Origin of the sequence: Vibrio sp. M260121 (assembly GCF_036533715.1) — a bacterium.
GTDB lineage: Bacteria > Pseudomonadota > Gammaproteobacteria > Enterobacterales > Vibrionaceae > Vibrio.
This window is the reverse complement of sequence record NZ_JATABF010000033.1, coordinates 46,063-66,828: the sequence shown is the minus strand read 5'-3', so window position 1 is coordinate 66,828 and position 20,766 is coordinate 46,063. Positions and strand designations below refer to the sequence as shown.

The 20,766-nt window shown below is 43.1% G+C and carries 18 protein-coding genes and 1 tRNA gene; 8 read left to right on the top strand and 11 right to left on the bottom strand.

Features of this window, described 5'->3' with window-relative positions; all coding sequences use genetic code 11:
- Positions 1-463: 463 nt before the first annotated feature.
- Complete coding sequence (locus QTO06_RS17235; protein ID WP_005442576.1) at positions 464-712, bottom strand: hypothetical protein; 249 nt, start codon at positions 710-712, stop codon at positions 464-466.
- Between the two features lie 172 nt (positions 713-884).
- Here QTO06_RS17235 and pcp point away from each other — a divergent pair, with 172 nt between their 5' ends.
- The 4 genes from pcp to QTO06_RS17215 all read left to right on the top strand — a co-directional run bounded on the left by pcp (position 885) and on the right by QTO06_RS17215 (position 4,795).
- A complete protein-coding gene (gene pcp, locus QTO06_RS17230) occupies positions 885-1,523 on the top strand; it encodes a pyroglutamyl-peptidase I (RefSeq protein ID WP_331409089.1) in 639 nt (212 codons plus the stop codon).
- Between the two features lie 175 nt (positions 1,524-1,698).
- Positions 1,699-1,962: a hypothetical protein gene (locus QTO06_RS17225; protein ID WP_009704690.1), complete on the top strand. Its 264-nt coding sequence runs from the start codon at positions 1,699-1,701 to the stop codon at positions 1,960-1,962.
- A 64-nt stretch (positions 1,963-2,026) separates the two neighbouring features.
- Entirely contained in the window at positions 2,027-3,013 is a 987-nt protein-coding gene (locus tag QTO06_RS17220) for a CobW family GTP-binding protein (RefSeq protein WP_038897120.1), read from the top strand.
- Between the two features lie 165 nt (positions 3,014-3,178).
- Positions 3,179-4,795: a sensor domain-containing diguanylate cyclase gene (locus tag QTO06_RS17215; RefSeq protein ID WP_331409088.1), complete on the top strand. Its 1,617-nt coding sequence runs from the start codon at positions 3,179-3,181 to the stop codon at positions 4,793-4,795.
- An 84-nt stretch (positions 4,796-4,879) separates the two neighbouring features.
- Here QTO06_RS17215 and QTO06_RS17210 read toward each other — a convergent pair whose 3' ends face one another.
- The 4 genes from QTO06_RS17210 to QTO06_RS17195 form a co-directional block, all read right to left on the bottom strand.
- Positions 4,880-5,143, bottom strand: a complete 264-nt coding sequence (locus QTO06_RS17210) for a hypothetical protein (RefSeq protein ID WP_331409087.1) — start codon at positions 5,141-5,143, stop codon at positions 4,880-4,882.
- 211 nt (positions 5,144-5,354) lie between these two features.
- Positions 5,355-5,597: a hypothetical protein gene (locus QTO06_RS17205; RefSeq protein ID WP_331409085.1), complete on the bottom strand. Its 243-nt coding sequence runs from the start codon at positions 5,595-5,597 to the stop codon at positions 5,355-5,357.
- 210 nt (positions 5,598-5,807) lie between these two features.
- Complete coding sequence (locus tag QTO06_RS17200; RefSeq protein WP_331409083.1) at positions 5,808-6,695, bottom strand: IS982 family transposase; 888 nt, start codon at positions 6,693-6,695, stop codon at positions 5,808-5,810.
- Positions 6,696-7,019: 324 nt separating this feature from the next.
- Positions 7,020-7,271 (bottom strand): hypothetical protein, encoded by a 252-nt coding sequence (locus QTO06_RS17195; protein ID WP_331409081.1) that lies wholly within the window; start codon positions 7,269-7,271, stop codon positions 7,020-7,022.
- 659 nt (positions 7,272-7,930) lie between these two features.
- On the opposite strand from QTO06_RS17195, the gene QTO06_RS17190 reads away from it, so the two are divergent.
- The gene (locus tag QTO06_RS17190) at positions 7,931-9,223 is read left to right on the top strand and encodes a DEAD/DEAH box helicase (RefSeq protein WP_039988134.1); all 1,293 of its coding nucleotides are present in this window, start codon (positions 7,931-7,933) and stop codon (positions 9,221-9,223) included.
- Positions 9,224-9,283: 60 nt separating this feature from the next.
- Here the strand turns inward: QTO06_RS17190 and QTO06_RS17185 are convergent, their stop codons facing one another.
- The 3 genes from QTO06_RS17185 to QTO06_RS17175 form a co-directional block, all read right to left on the bottom strand.
- Positions 9,284-12,301, bottom strand: a complete 3,018-nt coding sequence (locus QTO06_RS17185) for a DUF6701 domain-containing protein (RefSeq protein WP_331409079.1) — start codon at positions 12,299-12,301, stop codon at positions 9,284-9,286.
- 308 nt (positions 12,302-12,609) lie between these two features.
- Complete coding sequence (locus QTO06_RS17180) at positions 12,610-13,449, bottom strand: arginase (protein ID WP_331409077.1); 840 nt, start codon at positions 13,447-13,449, stop codon at positions 12,610-12,612.
- A 6-nt stretch (positions 13,450-13,455) separates the two neighbouring features.
- Positions 13,456-14,190: an IclR family transcriptional regulator gene (locus QTO06_RS17175; protein WP_331409074.1), complete on the bottom strand. Its 735-nt coding sequence runs from the start codon at positions 14,188-14,190 to the stop codon at positions 13,456-13,458.
- Positions 14,191-14,673: 483 nt separating this feature from the next.
- Here QTO06_RS17175 and QTO06_RS17170 point away from each other — a divergent pair, with 483 nt between their 5' ends.
- On the top strand, positions 14,674-16,143 hold the full coding sequence (locus QTO06_RS17170) for an EAL domain-containing protein (protein ID WP_331409072.1): 1,470 nt from the start codon (positions 14,674-14,676) through the stop codon (positions 16,141-16,143).
- A 4-nt stretch (positions 16,144-16,147) separates the two neighbouring features.
- Here the strand turns inward: QTO06_RS17170 and modF are convergent, their stop codons facing one another.
- Together modF and QTO06_RS17160 are read right to left on the bottom strand one after the other, a co-directional pair.
- A complete protein-coding gene (modF, locus tag QTO06_RS17165) occupies positions 16,148-17,596 on the bottom strand; it encodes a molybdate ABC transporter ATP-binding protein ModF (protein WP_331409070.1) in 1,449 nt (482 codons plus the stop codon).
- 478 nt (positions 17,597-18,074) lie between these two features.
- Positions 18,075-18,165: transfer RNA gene (locus tag QTO06_RS17160), tRNA-Ser, on the bottom strand.
- 329 nt (positions 18,166-18,494) lie between these two features.
- Between QTO06_RS17160 and QTO06_RS17155 the strand changes: the two genes are divergently transcribed.
- A complete protein-coding gene (locus tag QTO06_RS17155) occupies positions 18,495-19,175 on the top strand; it encodes a MaoC family dehydratase (RefSeq protein ID WP_331409068.1) in 681 nt (226 codons plus the stop codon).
- 63 nt (positions 19,176-19,238) lie between these two features.
- Here QTO06_RS17155 and QTO06_RS17150 read toward each other — a convergent pair whose 3' ends face one another.
- The gene (locus QTO06_RS17150; protein WP_045373685.1) at positions 19,239-20,066 is read right to left on the bottom strand and encodes a phosphate ABC transporter substrate-binding protein; all 828 of its coding nucleotides are present in this window, start codon (positions 20,064-20,066) and stop codon (positions 19,239-19,241) included.
- Positions 20,067-20,365: 299 nt separating this feature from the next.
- On the opposite strand from QTO06_RS17150, the gene QTO06_RS17145 reads away from it, so the two are divergent.
- Complete coding sequence (locus tag QTO06_RS17145) at positions 20,366-20,722, top strand: DUF3024 domain-containing protein (protein WP_162091930.1); 357 nt, start codon at positions 20,366-20,368, stop codon at positions 20,720-20,722.
- Positions 20,723-20,766: the final 44 nt, after the last annotated feature.

Below are 20,766 nucleotides of genomic sequence, written 5' to 3'. Positions count from 1 at the left end.
TGGTTTTGTCAGCAAAATGTCACGACTCGATACCATGCTGACAAGCTTATTTTTTATTTTTGAACAATAGCTTATAAAGCAGGCGAGCGTTGTAGGAATGCGCTTAATACACTTACAAATGGCATAAAAAAAGCCCCGTTTAGTCCAAGGCTGTCAAGCGGGCTAAACGGGGCAAACAGAGCAACTAGGATAACTGCTCTGCGATGGTGTCCGGAAACGAAAATTAGCATCGCCTCCGAGATAAATTCTAGGAGTTTCTAGTATGGTTTTGTCAGCAAAATGTCACGACTCGATACCATGCTGACAAGCTTATTTTTTATTTTTGAACAATAGCTTATAAAGCAGGCGAGCGTTGTAGGAATGCGCTTAATACACTTACAAATGGCATAAAAAAAGCTCGCTATTTGAGCGAGCTTTTTAACTAAAAATGTCAACCCATATCAGGACAGGTCAGAAACGCGAATTAATGTTTGCGTTGTGGGCCGTTACGAACGATGTCTTTACCGTTGTCGTAAACGTGCTGAGAAACCCAGCGACCCATAATGAGTTGGTGTTGGTCACCTAATACAGCGACGAAAGGGCGGCCATCGGTGTTGGTTGTAGCCAATGCGACACCTGTTACGCCTTCAAGACCCAGTGCGCCACTTTCAATTAGGTGTAGGAAAGCTTCTAGCTCTTCCAATGTTTCGATTACGTGATTATCAATGTTCATCGTCTTCAATCTCTTCGAATTGTCGATATTCAATGGTCGCGTACTCTACCTAAGTTGCTTGCAGAAACCAAGGAAGGATTTGCATACAATAATGCTTGGCGTTATCACGCTAAATTGTTGTAAATTCGAATTCCAATCATAAGTCGAACGATAATTACAAAGAGTCACATTGATGAAGAAAGTGTTAATCACCGGTTTTGAACCATTTGGTGGCGAGTCAGTCAACCCTGCATTAGAAGCGGTAAAACGATTAGAAGGCAAAAAGCTCAACGGTGGTGAAGTGGTGATTTGCCAAGTGCCAGTAACCCGTTATGAATCCATTGACACCGTGGTTAAGGCTATCGAGCAATACCAACCAGACATTGTCATCACAGTAGGGCAGGCTGCGGGACGAGCTGCGATTACACCAGAACGAGTGGCAATCAATGTAGACGACTTCCGTATTCCTGATAATGGCGGTCATCAACCAATCGATGAGCCAGTGGTTCAAGATGGTCCAGACGCTTACTTTACAACGCTGCCCATCAAGGCGATGGCAAACGCTTTACAGAACGCGAGCATTCCATGCCAAGTATCAAATACGGCAGGGACGTTTGTATGCAATCACCTGTTTTATGGTATCCAGCATTACTTGCGTGATAAATCAGTACGTCATGGCTTTGTGCATATTCCTCTTTTGCCAGAACAAGATGCTTCAGGCAACCAGCCAACCATGTCGTTGGATGTTATTGTTGAAGGGGTAGCGCTATTAGCTCAAGCTGCGATTGACAACGAATCTGACATCGCAGTCACCGCTGGCCAAATTTGTTGATACACAAGCAACTTCAAACCTTTAGACGAACACCGAGTACCCTCAAGCTCGGTGTTTTTGTATCTGTTAAGTCGCTCAAATTTTGTGTGTTATGAAAGGAGTAGCATCGAGTTATAAAGTGAAAAGTCACATGTATTCACTTTGAACTCTCGTTCAATAAAAAAGGCGAACTATCATGAAAAGCAATAGAAGTAAGATCATTGCCCTTTCCTCTGCGGTTGTTTTCGCTTTGGCTATTGCCGCTCTAAAATTCGAAAACACCCTCGGACTACTTCCTATCCTCGTTGCGATTGTCGCATTCTTTACCTGCGTGATTCATACCAGCATGCACCTCTCTGGTGTTAAAAATGCGGATGCATTCGGTTATTACCAGCAATCACAACAAACCAAAGCGAAAGCACTGCATAAAGGCTTAGACCCTCGCGATAAAAAGCGTTGAAGCATGTCACATTCTCCGTATACTTTGGCAAAGCATTTAAAGCACAAGCTTGTCGGAGAAAAGCATGTCACATCGAGTACCTACCAACATACTGACGGGATTTCTGGGCGTCGGTAAAACCACAACTATTCTGAACTTACTGAAAAACAAACCAGAAAACGAAAACTGGGCTGTATTAGTGAATGAGTTTGGTGAGATAGGTATCGATGGTGCGATGATGACTGACCAAGGAGCGATGATTAAAGAAGTTCCGGGTGGTTGCATGTGCTGTACAGCGGGCGTTCCTATGTCTGTTGGTATCACGGCTTTGTTACGTCAAAAGCCAGATCGCCTTCTTATCGAGCCAACGGGGTTAGGGCATCCAAAGCAAGTGGTTGCGACATTAACGTCTGAACAGTACCTGCCTTACGTTGATCTTAAAGCAACGATCGCGCTGGTGGATCCACGTAACCTAAGTGACGAAAAGTATCTTTCAAACAAGAACTTTGTTGATCAATTAGACAGCGCTGATGTGGTTATCGGTAGCAAGGTTGACCTGTGTACCAGCCATGACATTGATGTGTTCAACGATTGGGTAACGGATCAAACGCCTTCTAAAGTGTTCAGCAAACTGATTCATGATGGTGACCTACCAATTGAAGTTTTGGATATCGAACGCGTACACGGCAGTGCATCTTCCCACATTGAAGCTCATCATCACGACCATGCGCATCAAGAGCCACAATTCCAATTGCCTCCTGGTGAAGCCTTTATCCGTAAAGAGAACAAAGGGCAGGGTTACTTTAGCTGTGGTTGGTTGTTCGGCGCAGAGTACACCTTCAACTTCGACCAACTGTTCTCAATGTTGTCTGATCTTACGGCAGAGCGTATCAAAGCCGTAATGAATACTGACCAAGGCTGCTACGCATTCAATGTTGCGAATGGCATCGTATCTGTAAATCAGATGAGTTTAGAAGGTTTTGAGTCTCGCATCGAAGTGATTGACTCACAATTGATGCCTTGGGATCAGTTGGAAGCGATCCTACTCAAACTTTGTGGCATTGCTGAATAAGCACGAATGAATTTCAAACAAGGCCCGAGCAGATGCTTGGGTCTTTTTCTATAAATTTTCATTGTTGAGACGATAGAAAACTATCATCGTGTCAAATCTATATATATGTGATTTGTATCACTATAATCGCCGGCTTTTCTCATACAACAAGAAACCGGAGACCACTTGAATCCTGCCTTTACTTTCTCTGAATTGAAGTTCTTTTGTTTGCGTTTTGTCGCGATTTTCTTTCTGCTCGTCACCGTATTTGGTGCCATTATCCATTACGACAAGTCCGCGTCAGAAGAAGCAGAGAAGAGCAATATTCGTGTTCAACAAAAAGCGCTTCTAGAGGGTAAGAAACAATACATTGAGTGGGTGATGGGCTCTGTTGTAAGAGAAACCGCTTTGCTCTCCGATATTATGGAGGCAAGGCAAGTGTACGATATGGTTGAGCTGCTTCCTGAAGCTAAAAGGGAAGCAGAACTGGCGCGACTGAGCACTATCTTGGAGGCCGTTAGTCAAAGAAAAGAAGTGTATGAGCAACTTCGTTACTTAGACTTGGAAGGCAATGAAGTGGTTCGTATCAACTTTAATGACGGACATTCTCAGGTTGTACCCGAAGAGCAGCTACAAAATAAACGTCACCGTTATTACTTCAATAAAGCGTTGCAATTAGGTTGTCGAAAAATCTATGTATCGCCTTTAGATCTGAACGTCGAGCATGGTCAGATTGAAGTACCGCTTAAGCCAATGATTCGTCTAGCCACACCTGTTTTCGATGAGGAGGGAAAAAAGCGCGGGATCGTTATGGTTAACTATCTTGCGAAGTACCTTATGGAAGGTATGGCGCTGTTTAATCTTGATATGGGCACCAACTACATGTTGCTCAATAAAGACGGCTACTTCTTGTTTAACAAAGAACATCGCGATACTGAATTTGCGTTTATGTACGATCATCGAAGTGATGAGACGATCTACAATAGGTTTCCAGATTTGGCGGAACAAATTCGTAATACGCTGTCAGGGCAGATTGAAACTGATAAAGGTATTATGACGATTGAGTCTTTTGGTGCCGTAGACCGCATAAATCCATACTGCTTTCAGGATTATCACGTCAGCGAGAACAGTTCGACGGCATGGAAGTTGGTTTCTTACGTCGATTTCAGTGAAAGGAAAGAAATCGCCAGTTCACAATATGAGCGCAAATGGCTAATGCAAGTTGGCGTGGTCATGAGCATTATTCTGGCTTACTTTATTGCGCGTTTTCAGCTTCGTGCATTTGTAGACAACCAACGCATTCATCATTTGGCTCATCATGACAGTCTAACGGGGCTTTTGAACCGAGCAGCGTTTCAAACTGGTGCGACAGAAACCATATCGCAGAGTGTTAAAAACGGGAGGAAGGTTTGTTTGGTCTATCTTGACCTTGATGGCTTCAAGTTCATCAATGATGAGTATGGGCATGCCGCGGGGGATAAAACCTTGGAGCATGTTGCATCTGTCATGAATCGTATATTTGGAAGTAAAGCGTTACTAGCACGCTTGGGTGGTGATGAGTTCGCCATCTTGTTGAGCTCTCAAGAACATATGCAAAACCCTGAGCACTATGCGGCGTCTTTGATTCAATTGATTCAAGACCCAATTGAAGTGTTACCTGATACCTTCCATCAAGTGACAACCACGATTGGCGGCTGTTACACAAAAGGGCAAGATTGCACTCTAGAAGAGTTAATGCATCAGGCCGACATGGCAATGTACGAGGCGAAGAAAGCAGGCAAAAATCAATACTTCTTTATTTGAAGCAAGAATGAGAAGGCGAAGGCGTATGAAGAATGGGAAAGATTTATACGCCTTCGGTGTACGGCACAGACTCTGTGCTCATGTTTAAAGTGCCAGAGATAACATCGGTACCATTGATTCGAAGACGATCAACTGATCTTTCTCCATTGATTTTGGATTATTTAGTTGCAAGTTCTCTCGGACATGACTTTGGTCGAGGTCATAATCAACATAACCAGATTTAACTTCGACGTTAGTAGGGGATGTAGCAACCGATTTCACTTGTCCTGACCAGTTCATCAAAGCGCCTGCTGCATTCACGTTGAATGAGAGGGTGATTAGCATTAACGATAATATTTTCTTTGTCATGATAACCTTCCTTGTTTATGTGACATCTTTATAGCGACCAATCAAAAAAGTTCTTTAATGCTAATTATTGACTGAAGTGATGAGACATCACGGTTCTTTACTATCAGTATGTAAGACGGCCGGACTACGGAGATGATCAAATTTGGTGAGATTATGGATGAGAATTAAAGTGACGAAAAAGAAGATAGGCAGCCACTCCTTGGCAAGCGGATTATAGGTCTAAGGCCAGCATAGGAAGGTTCGCCTCATCGATGATGATTTGATCCTTTGTCAGGTTAGTTACTGATAACTCGATATGTTTTCTGTAAAGATCAAAGTGTACGGTTTCTTTCTCGACGGTAATATTAGCGGGGACTTGAGCGATCGAAGGTACGACGCCAGACCAGCCAATCGTCGCTGTTGCGCTGTATGAATTTAAAGAAACCATTGCGAGAGCCAACAAGCATTTTTTCATGATTCTATTCTCTATAGTTAGATTGATTGGGTTGATTGAAACGCGCGCAGTGTATGCCTTTAAATGCACAACTAGTTTGATATTTATCAAGTGGTAGGCATTATGAAAAAAGATTTTATAAAATGCTAATTTATGAATAAAGAAGCGGTCTGAGACTAGTGCTTACGAACGACTTGAGCTAGTTAGTGTTTTACTTAACCTGAGATCGGTTTAAGACATCGCCATTAATCCTGACTTTTTAGTACTGGTAATATTGAGTGATGGCTTTTCTGGTTTTAAACAGTAAGCTATTAGACCGCCAAGCAGGTTCAGCATGAACCCGTGTAAGCTACGATGACGAGAATGTTCAAACTGGGATATGTTCTTCAGTTGGTCATTTATTGTCTCGATAATGAACCGCTTGGACAACATCGCTCTATCCCAAGCGGCGAGGACTTTTGGCTTCATGTTCCTTCGGTGTGTTGTTATCAACGTAATACCATCTTCTTTTAAATCTTCGGTGAGCGCTTTGCTGATATAGCCTTTGTCTGCACACAGTTTGTCGAGCAGTCCCTTTGATAACTCTCGCACTGGTTTCCTATCATCAGTATTTGCAGATGTGAGTTTGGCAGCCACAATATCACCAAGGTGATTCGTGATGATGTGCAGTTTAAAGCCGTAAAACCAGCCCATTGTTCCTTTCCCTCGTGCAGCCGTCCCTTTAAACACTTTGTGTCTTGGGATACGTAAGTTATGGCAGACTTTGATGCTAGTAGAGTCAATGAACTCAATACCTGTAGGCTCTCCTTTCACATGGGTAAAGAAAGAGCTCAAAGGAACGAGCGCAGACGGCATTACTTCAAGAAAACGTGTGTAACTCAATAGTGTAGGAAATTCACGCTTGTGATATCGATGGATAATGCCAAGATAGAAGTTCTTGAAGTCACGTTGCTGTGACATATGAAAAGCAATAATGATGGTCATTATTTCACTTTCAGACATGCGTCCTTTGCGGTTCCGCTTACGTTCACCGTTTTCAAGTTGAAGCCTTTGCCATTGAGGTAGAAAAGCCTTACAAAAGTCATCGACATGGCAAAATAATTCTACTAGTTTATGCATAGCTGGTTCTCTTGCGATTGTTCTATCTTGGTCGAAAGATCTGATCGCAGAGCCAGCTTTTAGTTCACTTCTATTTTTATCCCGAGTTCAGGTTACTTAGTGCAAAAGTTAGTTTATCTGACTTTTATGAAGTGTTGTTATAGGTGATAACTAGGAGAAGGCTAAATTGTAGAGTTTCAACTTATTGTGAGTGAGAACGCTTAATCTCATTTATATTAAAGCAACGGCAGTGAAGGTAAACAAGCATAATTAAATAGAGATTTAATTATGTTTAAAAGTTGAAATGAAAATAAATCGGCTTCCCAAGAGAAGCCGATTTCCATTTTATATCGAAAATGTTACGATTTTCTTATTAGTATCATCATCTATTGCTAAATAGAAAATATGGTTACTTCCGCTATGTTTTGAACTTAACTCTTCTCCTGAGCTATTTGTCCATGAAACCTTGCTTCCTTCAACTTTAAAGTGCGTTGGGGTCCCAAATTTGGGAAGCCCTCCAACGACACCGGTAAAGGTAACCGTTACAGCATAGGTGTAGGATGAGAGTAGTAGTGTTACTAAAGTTAAATATTTCATAATTATACCTAATATTTAATTGCACTTATGTTTTTATTTTGTGCAAGTTAAAGTTAGGGAGTTACTACAATATGCAGTGATCCCGTATACCTATATTTTTAGGTTTAATTTAATACAATACTTTTTAAGTTGTATTGTTGTCGGTTGTTGCTAATAGCAACGTTACTCCATATAAATACCAAGATAAAAAGCCCCTATCTTAGGTAGAATTTATTGTAAATTTTCATAAGACACTACTTTGTGTCTTATGAACATATGTTTCTTAATTACTTAACGACGGATTGTTACGTTTCTTTAATTATAAATTCAAAAATTAGATGTGTGTCACGTAGTGTTTAAACTCGCAGCGAGGTTAATTCGTCATTATGGTCCTTAACGCCTTTGCTATAGACTTCATTCTGAGTTTTTCAAAGGCTAACAGTTCACATGAGGTGTCGTCTGAGCGCTAAGTTGCCTTTTAGCATAGGTTGGAGTGTTTGTTAAGCAATACAGGAATAATTGTACCGCAAGAGCGCTTCGTGCTGAGCTTTAGATATGATGAATTCGCTTTTGGTAATGCTATTTTGCTATAAAAAAGTGAGATAAATCACTTGAATTCGGGTATAGTGCACGGCTAAATTTTCAAAGCTATCTAGTGGTTTGTTTAAGGAATACGCTCAATGTCATTTTCATCTCAAGGTTTTGCGCCAGAAGTGGTTAAAGCACTGGCAGAATGCGGTTATGAGAAGTTAACGCCAATCCAACAGAAGGCGATTCCAATGGCTCGTCGAGGTCATGATATTTTCGCTACTGCACAAACAGGTACGGGTAAAACCGCAGCCTTCTCTTTGCCAATGATTCAACGTTTGTTAGATAGTGGGCGTAATGCTTCTCGTAAGACAGCGCGCGCACTTATTATGGCTCCGACTCGTGAATTAGCAGAACAAATCGCAGATAACATCAAAGCATACACTAAGTACACGAATCTCTCTGTTGCTGCGATCTTTGGTGGTCGTAAAATGTCTTCTCAGATTTCGGCTCTTGAGAGCGGTGTAGATATTTTGGTTGCAACACCAGGGCGTCTAGAAGAGCACATTGAACAAGGTAACGTTTCAGTAGCAAACATCGAATTTCTTGTATTTGATGAAGCTGACCGAATCTTGGATATGGGCTTTATTAATGCCGTTCGTAAAATAATGTTAGATGTGGACACCGATCCACAGATCATGATGTTCTCGGCAACAACCTCTACCCAACTGAATGTACTAGCGAGAGATATTCTACGTAAGCCAAAGCGTATCGAAGTAGAGCGTGCGAACACAACAGCACAAACCGTTGCTCACGTACTTTACCCAGTTGATCAAGAACGTAAAACAGAGCTGCTTTCTGAACTTATTGGTCGTAAAAACTGGAAGCAGGTATTGGTGTTTGTGAACTACAAAGAAACCGCAAACGACGTAGTAAAAGAGCTGAAACTGGATGGCATTAAAGCGGTAGTTTGTCACGGTGACCGTGCTCAAAGTGCTCGCCGTCGTGCTCTAGAAGAGTTCAAAACAGGCAAAGTGCGCGTGATGGTGGCAACAGACGTCGCGGCGCGTGGCTTGGATATAGAAGACCTACCGCACGTAGTGAACTACGACATGCCATTCCTTGCAGAAGATTATGTTCACCGTATTGGTCGTACGGGCCGTGCTGGTAAACAAGGTCATGCCGTTTCTTTTGTTAACCGTGAAGAAGAACTAACGGTAGTGCAGGTTGAAAATCTAATTCAACAACACATCCGTCGTATCGAGCTGGCAGGTTACGAGCCAAAACAGCGTGAATCTTACATTGAGAAGCTAAACTCAAAGCCTGCATTCAAGAACCGCCAAGGCCGCCGTAACAACCCGAACCAATCGGCAACAGACCAAGGTTCTGCAGAGCGCCGCCTAGCCATGGTTAAACGCTTGAAAGCGCGTCGTTCAACTAAGTAACAAACAAAATATAAAAACGCCCCTCACGAGAGGGGCGTTTTTGTTTGTGTTGATAAGCTTTTAATTCATCCCAATGAAGTTGGGCTCTCCACGATAAATAATGCGGTCATTCCCACGATGAATTCCGAATGTGACTACCGTCGGTGGGTTATCTTCGTCCGCGTCACTCTTATCCCAATTGTACTTGAGCCAAGGTAAGTTATTGCCTGTGCTGCTCAAGTCTAAATGAAAACGAACTTGTTCTCGTGCTGAGTCGGTTTGGCTCGCGACAATGTCATACGTTCTGCCGGCAAGCATGGTTCCTTCACCGGATAATAAGGTGTTATCAGCAGGAGAGTTAGACCAAATTGGCGTGCGTGTATGATGTTGTCCATTTGCTGTGGTTGCGCTGTCTTCAAAGTGGGTCACGAAGCGACCGTCTTGCCATACTTCTACATCGAGCGGGACTTTGATGGTCATGCCTTGGTTGCCACCAACGTCTTTAAAGTTGAGTCGGCCAAAGCGGATATCTGGCTGCTGCGCTAATATATGGCGGTCGTCAAAGAACTCTATCTCATCAACCTCTTCAACAAACGCTAAACCAATTTTACTTTTGGTAGAGTTAGAGTCTTTGTTGAATGGACCATCAGGGTATTTTCCGTCTGTTTCATCTTTCTCCCAGCAAGGGCTATTGTCGCAATTCGGATTACCTGCATCTTTTTCGATAGTGAAAGTGCCAACGCTAGCATCGCCAACCAAGTTCCATTCGACTGAGTTAGCAGCTGGTGGAATAAAGCGATTAACGTAGTTACTTAGCTCACCTAAATGAAAATGTTCACGAAGGCTGGCATTGAAATGCACGTAGTTCTGAATATCTTCTTTCTTTGCATTAAGTGCGACCACGTCATAACTCACTCGCTCAAATGGCTGATTCATATAAATGAAGTCTTGCTTTGTTGGGTATGTCCATTTGGCTTCACGCGCCTTGAAGTACTTAGCGTAAAAGCGGCCAACATTTCGATAGCCTGTGTTGACTGTCATATCTAAATATTGACTGTCTAATTTCGCTTTAATCTTCAAGCTACCAACTTCTTCCCAGTACAAGTCGGAGAAGGTGTATTGAGAGTTCTCGCTCTCGGTATGACTACGAGTAAGTGACAATGTGCTTTCTAGTAACTTCTCGGATTGATCTGCGGTCTCAGTGGGTGTTTTTTGCTTACTGCTTAAAACGATACTGGCTGCAGGCGCATCTTCCAACATGAAGTTTTGAGTGACCCCCGCACTGCAGTAGCTGTCTGTATTAACTTCTCCACTTAATGAGCCACCACTTTGCCAGACGATCGGTTTCACTGTGAGAGAGAAATGTTCGCCAGCAGCAATAAAGCCAGGTCCACTTTCGGAAGTACCAGAGGTCAGTGCTGTTGAACCATCACAGATGGCTAACGTCCAAGGTCGTGACTTCACATCAAATGTTCCTTCAACCTCTACCGAACCTTCATCTGGACACTCCTTAAACCCTGTACATTCGAAAGTATCGAAGAGCCTGACGGAGAACAAGCCTGATTCATTGGTAATCAAGCCATGGCTAGAGAGGCCGTCTTTGAACTCTGCAGAGTAACTGAAGTTTCCTTCGCTGCCACCTGCGGGTTTGATCAGAGGATGAGTGATTTGCGGTTTGCCATCATAATTGGCCGCAATGACTTGCTCACCGGTAGTTGCACAAGCCAACAAGCGCGTGTCCACGGTCTGCGATTTACCTGCGATGACGTGAATTTCTTTAAGGCTACTTAGGTCATCTGCGTAGGCTTCGAACATATATGGCGTAAACATAAACTGCACAGTCAGCATTTTGTTTGTGTCATCGACCATTGTAAAGCTAAGGGTGTAGTTTACATCGAGCGAGATAGCGTCGATATCGTTAGGTACGACTTTGACGACTAACGTACCGTCGTCTTTTGAGATGAAGTTAGAAGCATCAATCTTCTGCTTGCCTTCAACCATCTCAAGTGTGAATAAATCTGGGTGAGAGAGGGAAGCTAACACCTGAGCACTGGTGACTTCACCATTGTTGGTTGTGGTTACAGTAAACTGAGGCAGCTCATCACCACACATTAACGCCATGTCTTCTGTTGGTGTGACGACAAGGTCGAAGTCATCATCGGTTGGTGGAAGCATGCTACATATTGGGATGTCTTCTGCGGTGATAGGACACACATCAGAAGCATAGTCACAACTAGATAACCCAATACCACAATAGCGTTGAGGTGAGCCGTTAATAATCTGAGAAAAGCCTGGTACCGCTGGTAGTTTTAATACGTCACCACATAATTTGGTATCAGCCATAAAGTTAAGTGTTTGAAAGTACTTAACTGAAGTTTCCGTATCATAAACGGCCCCACCGATCGTGGCTGAAGCGCCTTTAGATTGAATCGTGCCATAAGCCGTAACACCATCTAGCTCTAAGGTACTGTGAGCAACAATATCCCCAACAACATAGTGTTTGGTTAATGAATTCAAGGTATCCATCTTGAACAAGTGGCCATTAGATTCGACATTCCCGCATACGTTTGTGTTGGTTAGCTTAGTTGTACTATGAGTGACGATATCTCCGGTAATGGAGTTGTATTGGCCGTTAACCGTTAAAGCAGAGCCTGTAAGATCAATCTTACCTTCTAACAGCAAGTTTTTGATTGACATAGGGTATGAGGCTTTGAGGTTACCGAATATAATGCTGTGCTTTGCGCGATAATCATCAATACTGTTGGCATCTTGGTTTAACACTTTGATTGCAGCCGCTGGAACAGTAAGGTCTATCGGTTTATCCGCAGATCCAATTTGGTTGCTGCCTTGAAAAGTCATACCTGCATGGGATTTTAGAGTAACTCTTGCATTAGATAGGGACGAGATAATCGAATGCCCGACAGGTAATTCTACCTTGCCGTTACACGAATAAGTCTTGCCGCCGTCTTCAATGGTAAAACCAGTTGCTGAACTACAGATTTGATTGAGTTGTGCAATATCTGCCATGTCATAAGTCGTTGCTTGACCATAAACCGGGAAGAGTAATGCTGTACTTAAAATGCTGAAAAAGCGCATCATCAAGTGTCCTAAATTTAGTGGAACTTAATGGCACCAAGCGAAAGTGAGTAATGGACTCACAGAATATGATTTAGCGAATGTTTTTTATCACGCCTACTTATTGAACTATGGTTGTTTTTTATTTCGTATGTTGTACCAAGTTCATATGTAAGCATTAGACCTTGAATGTGATCTTAGTTCAATACCTTGGGCTGAAGTGCGTCACACTTTTGGTGGAATAATTTGTTAGAAAGTAAGTAAAAAGAGTGATTTGGAGTGTTCAAGGCAAAGCCACAACAAGGCTGTGGCTTTATCCGTTTAAAAACAAGTTAAGCTGCGTGGTCAATCAAGGGGGCAATTTGGTACAACTCTTCAAGAATCGCTTTAGTTTGCTTGGAATACACAAGGCGATCTCGGTCTCCGACTAATTGAATCGCTTTTACTTTTCCTGATACTAAACACAAGCGAATCATACGCAGCACCATCTGAATATCTAGTGCTGGTGTGCCATCAAGGTGATTCTTAGTGAGCAATGAGGCCAAATCAATCGACACTATGATTTGGTCACAGTGATCAAGATAGTTGCCGACTTGCTGCTTCAAATGACTTCGGAAACGGAATGTAAACTCACGGTCTGTTACCCAGTCACAGCCTTGATCCTCTGCGTATTCCCATGCTTCTTGTTTTGTGTCTTGTTCGCTTGTGCCTGCAAAGAACAAACGGACATTTTGGTATCGCGAGAGGGCAAAATGGAATGCAGAACCGACGCGTGGTTCGAGTGTTGGGTCAAGATTCATCTTGTGACCGATATGGATGATCCCAACTTCGTCATTGTTGCTGACCACAACAGGCAGCATGGATAACATCGCCTCGGTGCAATTTGACAAAACGACGGGTACTGAGTGACGTGAGAGAGACAAGCTCAATGCTTCTTGAAAGTCGCCGGTTTCAATTTGATGATGAGAAAAGTGACCAAGGTTTGCAGCAGAGCCTTGGTCATGCTGTTGGTAAAGCCAGTCACTGGCATTCTCAAGACTCTGATCAGCTAATTCAAACGTTCCATGACTCATCGGGGCTAAATGTTCACATACCGTCATAAAAGAAAAAGGGTAGTGATGGATTGATTTATTCGCTCGATGAAGTTTGTAACGTTTGAAAAAGCTCAACATGGTGAATTACCTTTCTGGCGGCAACGCCCTCGCTGCCTGCAACACATGCAAAATGATACGCTGCTTATCCTTCTCGACTCGGTGAGCCGGAGCCATCACCGAGACCGCACCAATCAATTTACTTCCTTTCATGACTGGGGCACTGATGCCAGATACACCAGGATCGATTTCTGATGTACTAACAGCGTATCCGTTCTTACGGATGGTGCTAAGCTCTTGTTCCCATTCGCTGAGGCGATGATCTTGCCCAAAGTGACGCAAGATTTTTTCGCAACGGCTTTGAGGCATGAAAGCCAGCATCACCTTAGATGAGGCGCCACGAAGCAATGGTTGACTTTGACCCTGGACGTAGCTGCATCGAAGCGCCTGCATACTTTCTTTTTGTCTGACACAAAGCGCACGATAGCCAGAAGGCACCATGTAAGCCGCCATCTCACCCGTTTGTTGAACCAATCGAGCAAGAATGGTCTCCACCATATCCAAACCGTGTTGAGCGGTTTCATAGCTGTGCATTAACAGCAGGGCGGCAGGACCAACTACAAAAGTTTTGTCGTGTACGCTTTCTTCGATCAAGTTCCACTCTTTGAGTAGCTTCAAGTGTCGGTAAAGACTACTTAAAGGCACATTCAGTTGTTCACTGAGCGTTTTCGCAGAGACTGGGAATTGACTAACTGCGACTTGCATTAGCAATTGCAGCGCCTTTTCATTGACTTGGTTAGCGTTGGCTTTGTTTGTCATCATGAGCGTGTTGTAACGTGATAATGGATAGGCAACAACTATAATTCTTAATAGCTGAGAAAAGGAAAATAATTAGAAATGGATATTCTCATAGAGTGAGAAAGTGGCCTATTAATATTTTGTTTGTCTCAGCCCAAAGGTTCGCGTCTGTCTTGGGATAGGAGGCCATTCGCGTTTACGCAATACGAAAAACGCTACAACCAGACGAGCAGCAGTGCTGAAAATAGAGAGTCTATAGGAAAATTTTGTGTGAATTTCTCTTAACGGATCGCGCTTGGGTAAGGAAAGTTGATACACTCCGTCTCTGAAATGAGCCACATATCAATAAGTCATTGTTATGTTTGCTGCTTTGTGTTTTGTTAACCATACTCAATCAATGGATTGGTGTGGTCGTGCTTTTTAGTAATGAGTCTTAATAAGTAGTTGATATAAAGGCATTACTTACTCTTTCGCTACCTAATTTTATTCAGAAGAGACAATATTTAAATGATAAAGAAAGAGCTTTTGAAAAAAGCCATTATTTTTCTTCTGCCTATACCGTTAGTTGCGGCAGAAGTGCTCTACTTAGCGCATCAAAGTATTCAACGAAACCTTGACCATATTCTCGATAAGAACATCCAAGTAGCAGATGAGATCTTTCATCAGATTGAAACTGAGAATCGCACAGCATTGCTGCGTCCTGAGCGCTGTGAAGTGTTACAACAAAACTTGATGTTCGAACGTAACATCGATGAGATGCTGATTGTAAAAGGCGATCAGATTATCTGTTCATCAAAGCTCGGCGCGATATCCCGTCCCGCGGATGACTATATCCAAATGTATCGCCCAGAGACTTTGTCACTTGGTCATGTAAATGGTTATCCAGATCAGGTTTTGTTCTTGAGCACTAAGAGTGAAGCTCAACCAGAATACCAAGCGGTCACGATTGTCGACCGAGACTATTTTGGTGCTACGATAGGCTACCGTAATGACCTGAGACTTAAGCGGACTGCAATTTTTGTTGGCGATGAGTCTGCACCAATGAATTCGACGAAAGATGGTGAGAACGAAGTTGCGCTCAACCACTCCACCAGTTTCGATTATGAAGGGTTAATTGAGGCCAGTGACTATTACGTCGAGCAACAACGCTTCTCATACTTACTGTCTTCCATTCCTATTTTATTGGTTTTCTATTTCCTCATTTTCCTCGTCCGTCGCTTTATCGATCCACAGCGCAACATGGTCTCTGAGCTTAAAAAAGCAATCAGAAAGCGTGAATTGAAGCTCTACTATCAACCTCAAGTGGATGCTCAAACAGGCAAAGTCTTTGGTTATGAGGCATTGGTTCGATGGCCGCATAAACTGAGAGGTTTTATCTCACCGGATGAATTTGTACCTGTGGCAGAAGAGAGTGGGTTGGTAGAAAGCCTAACCGATTTTGTGTTGGATAAAGCCTGCGAAGACTTCTCAAAAGTTAAATTGGAAGAGTCGATACATTTGGGCGTCAACGTACCGCCTGGTTATTTGTCTGATTCCCATGTGATAAGAAAAATTGAGAACATTCATCGTACTTTAAAACAACACAACGTCGAATTAGGGATTGAAATTACCGAAAGGCAGTTGATAGACAGTAACGCCATTCAACATATCGCTGCTCTGCGAGTCCACGGCATTCAAGTGCTTATCGATGATTTTGGTACAGGGCAAACCGCCTTAGCTGTATTACAGCACATGAAGGTCGATTACTTGAAAATCGATAAGTGCTTTGTCGACACTATTGGGATTGAGAGTGTTAATTCGTCTGTATTACACGCCATAGTCAGGCTGGCTGGCGATTTAAGTGTTGAGTTGGTTGCAGAAGGCGTAGAGACAAAAGAGCAAGCGGACCACTTAAAAGCGCTAGGGGTGAACATTCATCAAGGTTACTTCTATGCCAAGCCACTCCCTTATGCCGAAGTGGTTGGCAATAGAGAGTAGACGTTTATTCGATGTGCCCCTTGTAACATTGAGACGCTTGATCGAACTTAAACTCAAGATAGTTTTGAATGCTGTCTAAGCCATCTTCTTGATAATGGGAAACGTAGAGAAGTTGGCTTAGATTTTCTTTCGCGATTAGCTCTAGTGTATTTTTCACAAGAACTCGACCTAAGTAATCTAAGCCTTGGTAAGGCTCGTCCAAAATCAGCAGAGTAGGCTGTTTCACTATTGCTCTAGCAATCAGCAATAAACGTTGTTGACCATACTCTAGTCGCTTAAAGGAGGTTTTCTCGTGTTGCGCCATATGGAGAATCGTCAGCCACTCTTTCGCGATGTTGATTTCTTTTTTGCTTGGTTGAGAATACAGTCCAATGGAGTCATAAAAGCCCGACAGAATCACTTCTAATGCACTGCAGTTCACGCGGTACTGGAGATGTAACGCCGAAGATACCATGCCAATGTGCTGCTTAATTTCCCAAATGGTCTCGCCACTGCCACGCTTTTTACCAAAGATGTGGATGTCGTTGCTGTAACATTGGGGATGATCACCAAAGATAAGGCCTAGTAATGTGCTTTTCCCGCAGCCATTTGGGCCTTTAACTTGCCAGTGTTGACCTTTATCGATACGCCAACTCAAATCGGTGAAAATGGTTTTCTCAGTGTATTCCACCTTACCGTTCTTTAACTCAAAGATAGGGTTGTCGAAATGCGTCGAGTGCTGATGCTGACGAATCAGCGCCATCATCTCCTCGCTTTGTTTTTCTGACTGCGCTTTTATCTGTGCAATGATAGGGTGCTGATCCCAGCTCTGTCTGTCCATGGTGCTATCGAGCTTGCCACCATTGAACAGCGCAATACGTTCTATCCAGTCGGGCATGTCGGATTCACGGGAGAAGGTAATCAGCATTTGCACCGATTGAGAGAGTGTCTGGAGATACGTTGCTAATGACGCACGGTGCGCGACATCTAAACCGGTAAAGGGGTTGTCTAACAATACCAGATCAGGTTTTACCGCGAGTGCTCTTGCAAGCATGACTCGTCGTGTTTCACCCGTTGATAGCACTCTGAATCCGCTTTCTGCTAGATGCGATAAGTCGAGGTCTTCAATCAGAGTTTGCGTGAGGGCTTCATCTTTACAAGCTTCATAAATCAAGCGATAAACGGAACTGCCTTGGTCAATACGGTCGAGAAAGTCTGTGTCGTCTTTTTCTATCTCTAGTTCCAACAGTCGTTGTTGTTCGGAGAGAGATACTTGAGCAATCCGGTAACCATCAATGTTCAGTTCACCAGATTCAGGTTTTATCTCACTACACAACAAGTCACCAAGCATTGAACCTATATCGCCTTCAGAGCTGAATATGCCCCAAGATTCCCCGGTTTCAATCCGCCAATCGTCAATAGAAAGGGTAGAGGTGTTTGCGTTGGCAGTGAGCTGATGAAATTGAATCGGCATTGTGTCTGTCTTCCATGATTTATTGTTATGTTGCTCTTAGTTATAACAAGTCTTGAGTCTGCATAGAACGGATTGATGTGCGGATTTTTTCGTCTATTGCTATAACTGCGGAGTTGGTCAGTAAATCTAGAAGAAGGTGAAAGGGAAGAGTATGTAGTGGGGGAGAAAACCACTAAGGAATAAGCAGCTCTGTATTTTACAAGATTCAAAACGAAGAAAGCCCGTTGATTTCTCAACGGGCTTTCTTAATGTGGCGGAGTTCGGGGACGCCTAGTCTGGGCTTGCATTCAAGGAGGGATTTGGGCTAATCCCTTTAAAGCACTGAAATACGAAAAAGCCCGCTAATCTCTTAGCGGGCTTTTTACTGGAATGTGGCGGAGTGCTGGGGTCGCACACGACTAGGGATTTAGAAATCCCTTAATTTTCAAAATGCTAAAACGACGAAAGCCCGTTGATTTCTCAACAGGCTTTCTAAATGTGGCGGAGAGATAGGGATTTGAACCCTAGATACGCTATTAACGTATGCCGGTTTTCAAGACCGGTGCTTTCAACCACTCAGCCATCTCTCCGTTTCGGGACGTATAATAGGGTGAGGCAGAAACGTTGTAAAGCATTGTTTTAATGAAAAAGAACTGATTGCTTGTTTTGTGGTCACAGTTAAAGAAGGAAGTAGTGCGATGGAATGCCCAAAAGGACTATTGTTACGGCATTTTGTAGAGTATTTACTTTATGTTGTAGTTACTTAATAAAATAGTGTTTTATTGGTATCCTCATGAAAAATAAGAACTAAATGACTTTGAGTAAACATGTGTTCGCCCGAAAGTGTTTGCAACATAGTGTGAACTAATTCAAAATTAACTGGTATAGCCAGTTGTGCTGAATTTATCTAAGGGTTTTTATGAAAGTCACGAATCTATTTAAAGACAAAGTTGGTGCGATTTCCGCTCACCAATCAGAGTTTATGAATTGGATGTCTCCAACGCTACGCGATTATTGGGGTGACTTTTTAGGTCGAGCACAAAGCAGCTTTCTTTTTTCTAAAGTACGTGATCACCAACAACCTGCTGTGAATGAGGAAGTCATTTCTCAACCAGATCCAATTGTCCTAAAACCTGAAGCGCAAGTTCTATTTGATGAGCTAAGCGAGAAAGTGGGCGAAGTGATCCATGTGGGTGATTGGGTTCATGTATCTCAAGAGCGTATCAACCAATTTGGTTCGGTAACTGAAGATATGCAATGGATTCATACCGATCCAGAGCGTGCTTCAACAGAGTCTCCATTTAAGACTACGATTGCTCATGGTTTCCTTACGTTGGCACTTCTGCCTAAGTTGACCGATTCTGTTGATCCAGAAAACCCAATGTTCCCAACGGCGAAGCTAGTGGTGAACCTAGGTCTGAACCAAGTGCGTTTCCCTTACCCAGTGAAAGCGGGTAACAACGTTCGTGCATCAAGTACGCTAACTAAAATCACGCCAATTAAGAAAGGTCTTGAGATCGAGCGTGAAATCAAAGTAGAAATCGAAGGTGTGCGTAGACCTGGTGCAGTGGTTGTTTCAGTGATTCAATTGCACTTCTAATCGAATTCAAAGATTCAAACAAAAAAGAGAGCCGGATTTGGCTCTCTTTTTTATGTTTGCGTTTTATTGGTTAAAGCTTTTCACGGGTGTGTAGCCGTAATCGGCAATCGCTTTTTGGCCTTGTTCCGATTTCAGGAACTTCACGAACTCTTTGCCTGCGTTATCCAAACCATCTACTTTGTACAGAACTAAGAAAGGACGAGCCAGTTTGTACTTGTGGTTGGCGATATTGCTTGCGGTTGGATCAGTACCTTCAAACTGAATCGCTTTTATTGAGCGATCCACTGAGCCGACGGAGATAAAGCCGATAGCGTGTGGGTTGTGGTTAACAATGGTTTTAACCATGCTGTTGCTGTTTACCACTAGGTTATTTGGGTTGATGTCCGATACTAAACGGTCGTTGATGATCTTAGTAAGGCCTAGCAAGCTTTCAAAGCTATAGCGAGAGCCAGAAGACGCTTCACGTGTTACCACGGCAATGGGTTGGTCTGCGCCGCCGACTTGTTTCCAATTGTCGATTTTACCTTTGTAGATATCAAACAGTTGTTGCTCCGAAAGGTTGGTGACAGAGTTAGTGCGGTTAACAACAACAGCAAGACCATCGTAAGCGATAGGGAATACGTTGAGGTCTTCGCCTTTCTCTCTTTCTGTTAAGTAGCGCGAGCTCATTCCAATCTCAACCACGCCCTTGTTCACCATCGTGATACCAGCGCTTGAACCAATGCCCTGTACGGCAATGTAATCGTCAGGATGCGTTTTATTATATTCTTCAGCCAATACATCCATTACGCGTGCAACAGAGGTAGAACCGGAAATATTGACTTCTTTTGCCATAGCAGAAGGAAGGGACAGAGCCATGGCTAGTAAGGTCGCCACAGAAAGACGTAACATATTGAACTCCAAATACGGTATAAAGCAGCGCTCATCATATTTCGTTCAGGTTACACTTTTGTGAATGCGCATCGATATCCATAGTGAATGATCGATTGCTCTCGCTTTAAACGGATAGCTATCAATAATATGCGAAGGGCAGCTTTTACCGATTTGAAACACAAGAGGTGACGCAGTTAGCTTTTCGTCGTTAAATGGAGTGTTATTCTAGCCTTGAGCGAGCGCATGCCTCGATGGTGATTTCTGCCTCTCTCAGGTACTTGGGTATATACTAAGAACAACATATCAGGAGTAGGCTCATGTCCGTGTCTCAAATGGCGACCAGTCGTCTGCACAAATTGGTTCAAACGCTCTGCGCTAGGCGCAATGTCAATTTGCCGGTAGAAGCGATAGGCAAATGCTTGTACGAACCCATAGAGAACGGTGTTGAGCTTTATCATGCGCACTTCTTGCTTGATTCACAGCACAGTGAATATACGTCTCCCATTGCTAAAATCCTGTTTGATGCCAACACTCAGCTTTGGTGTTTCTACGTGCCAACGTATCGTGGAGAAGATCTGGTGTGGGTACCTTATGAAAGGCTACCGATGAGTAAAACGCTTGAGGTGCTTCTCGCCGAATTAGAGAGCGATCCTCAAGCGTGTTTCTGGGACTAACAGCCGTTTCTATCTGTTAATCCTCTATCTGTTAATCTGTCACC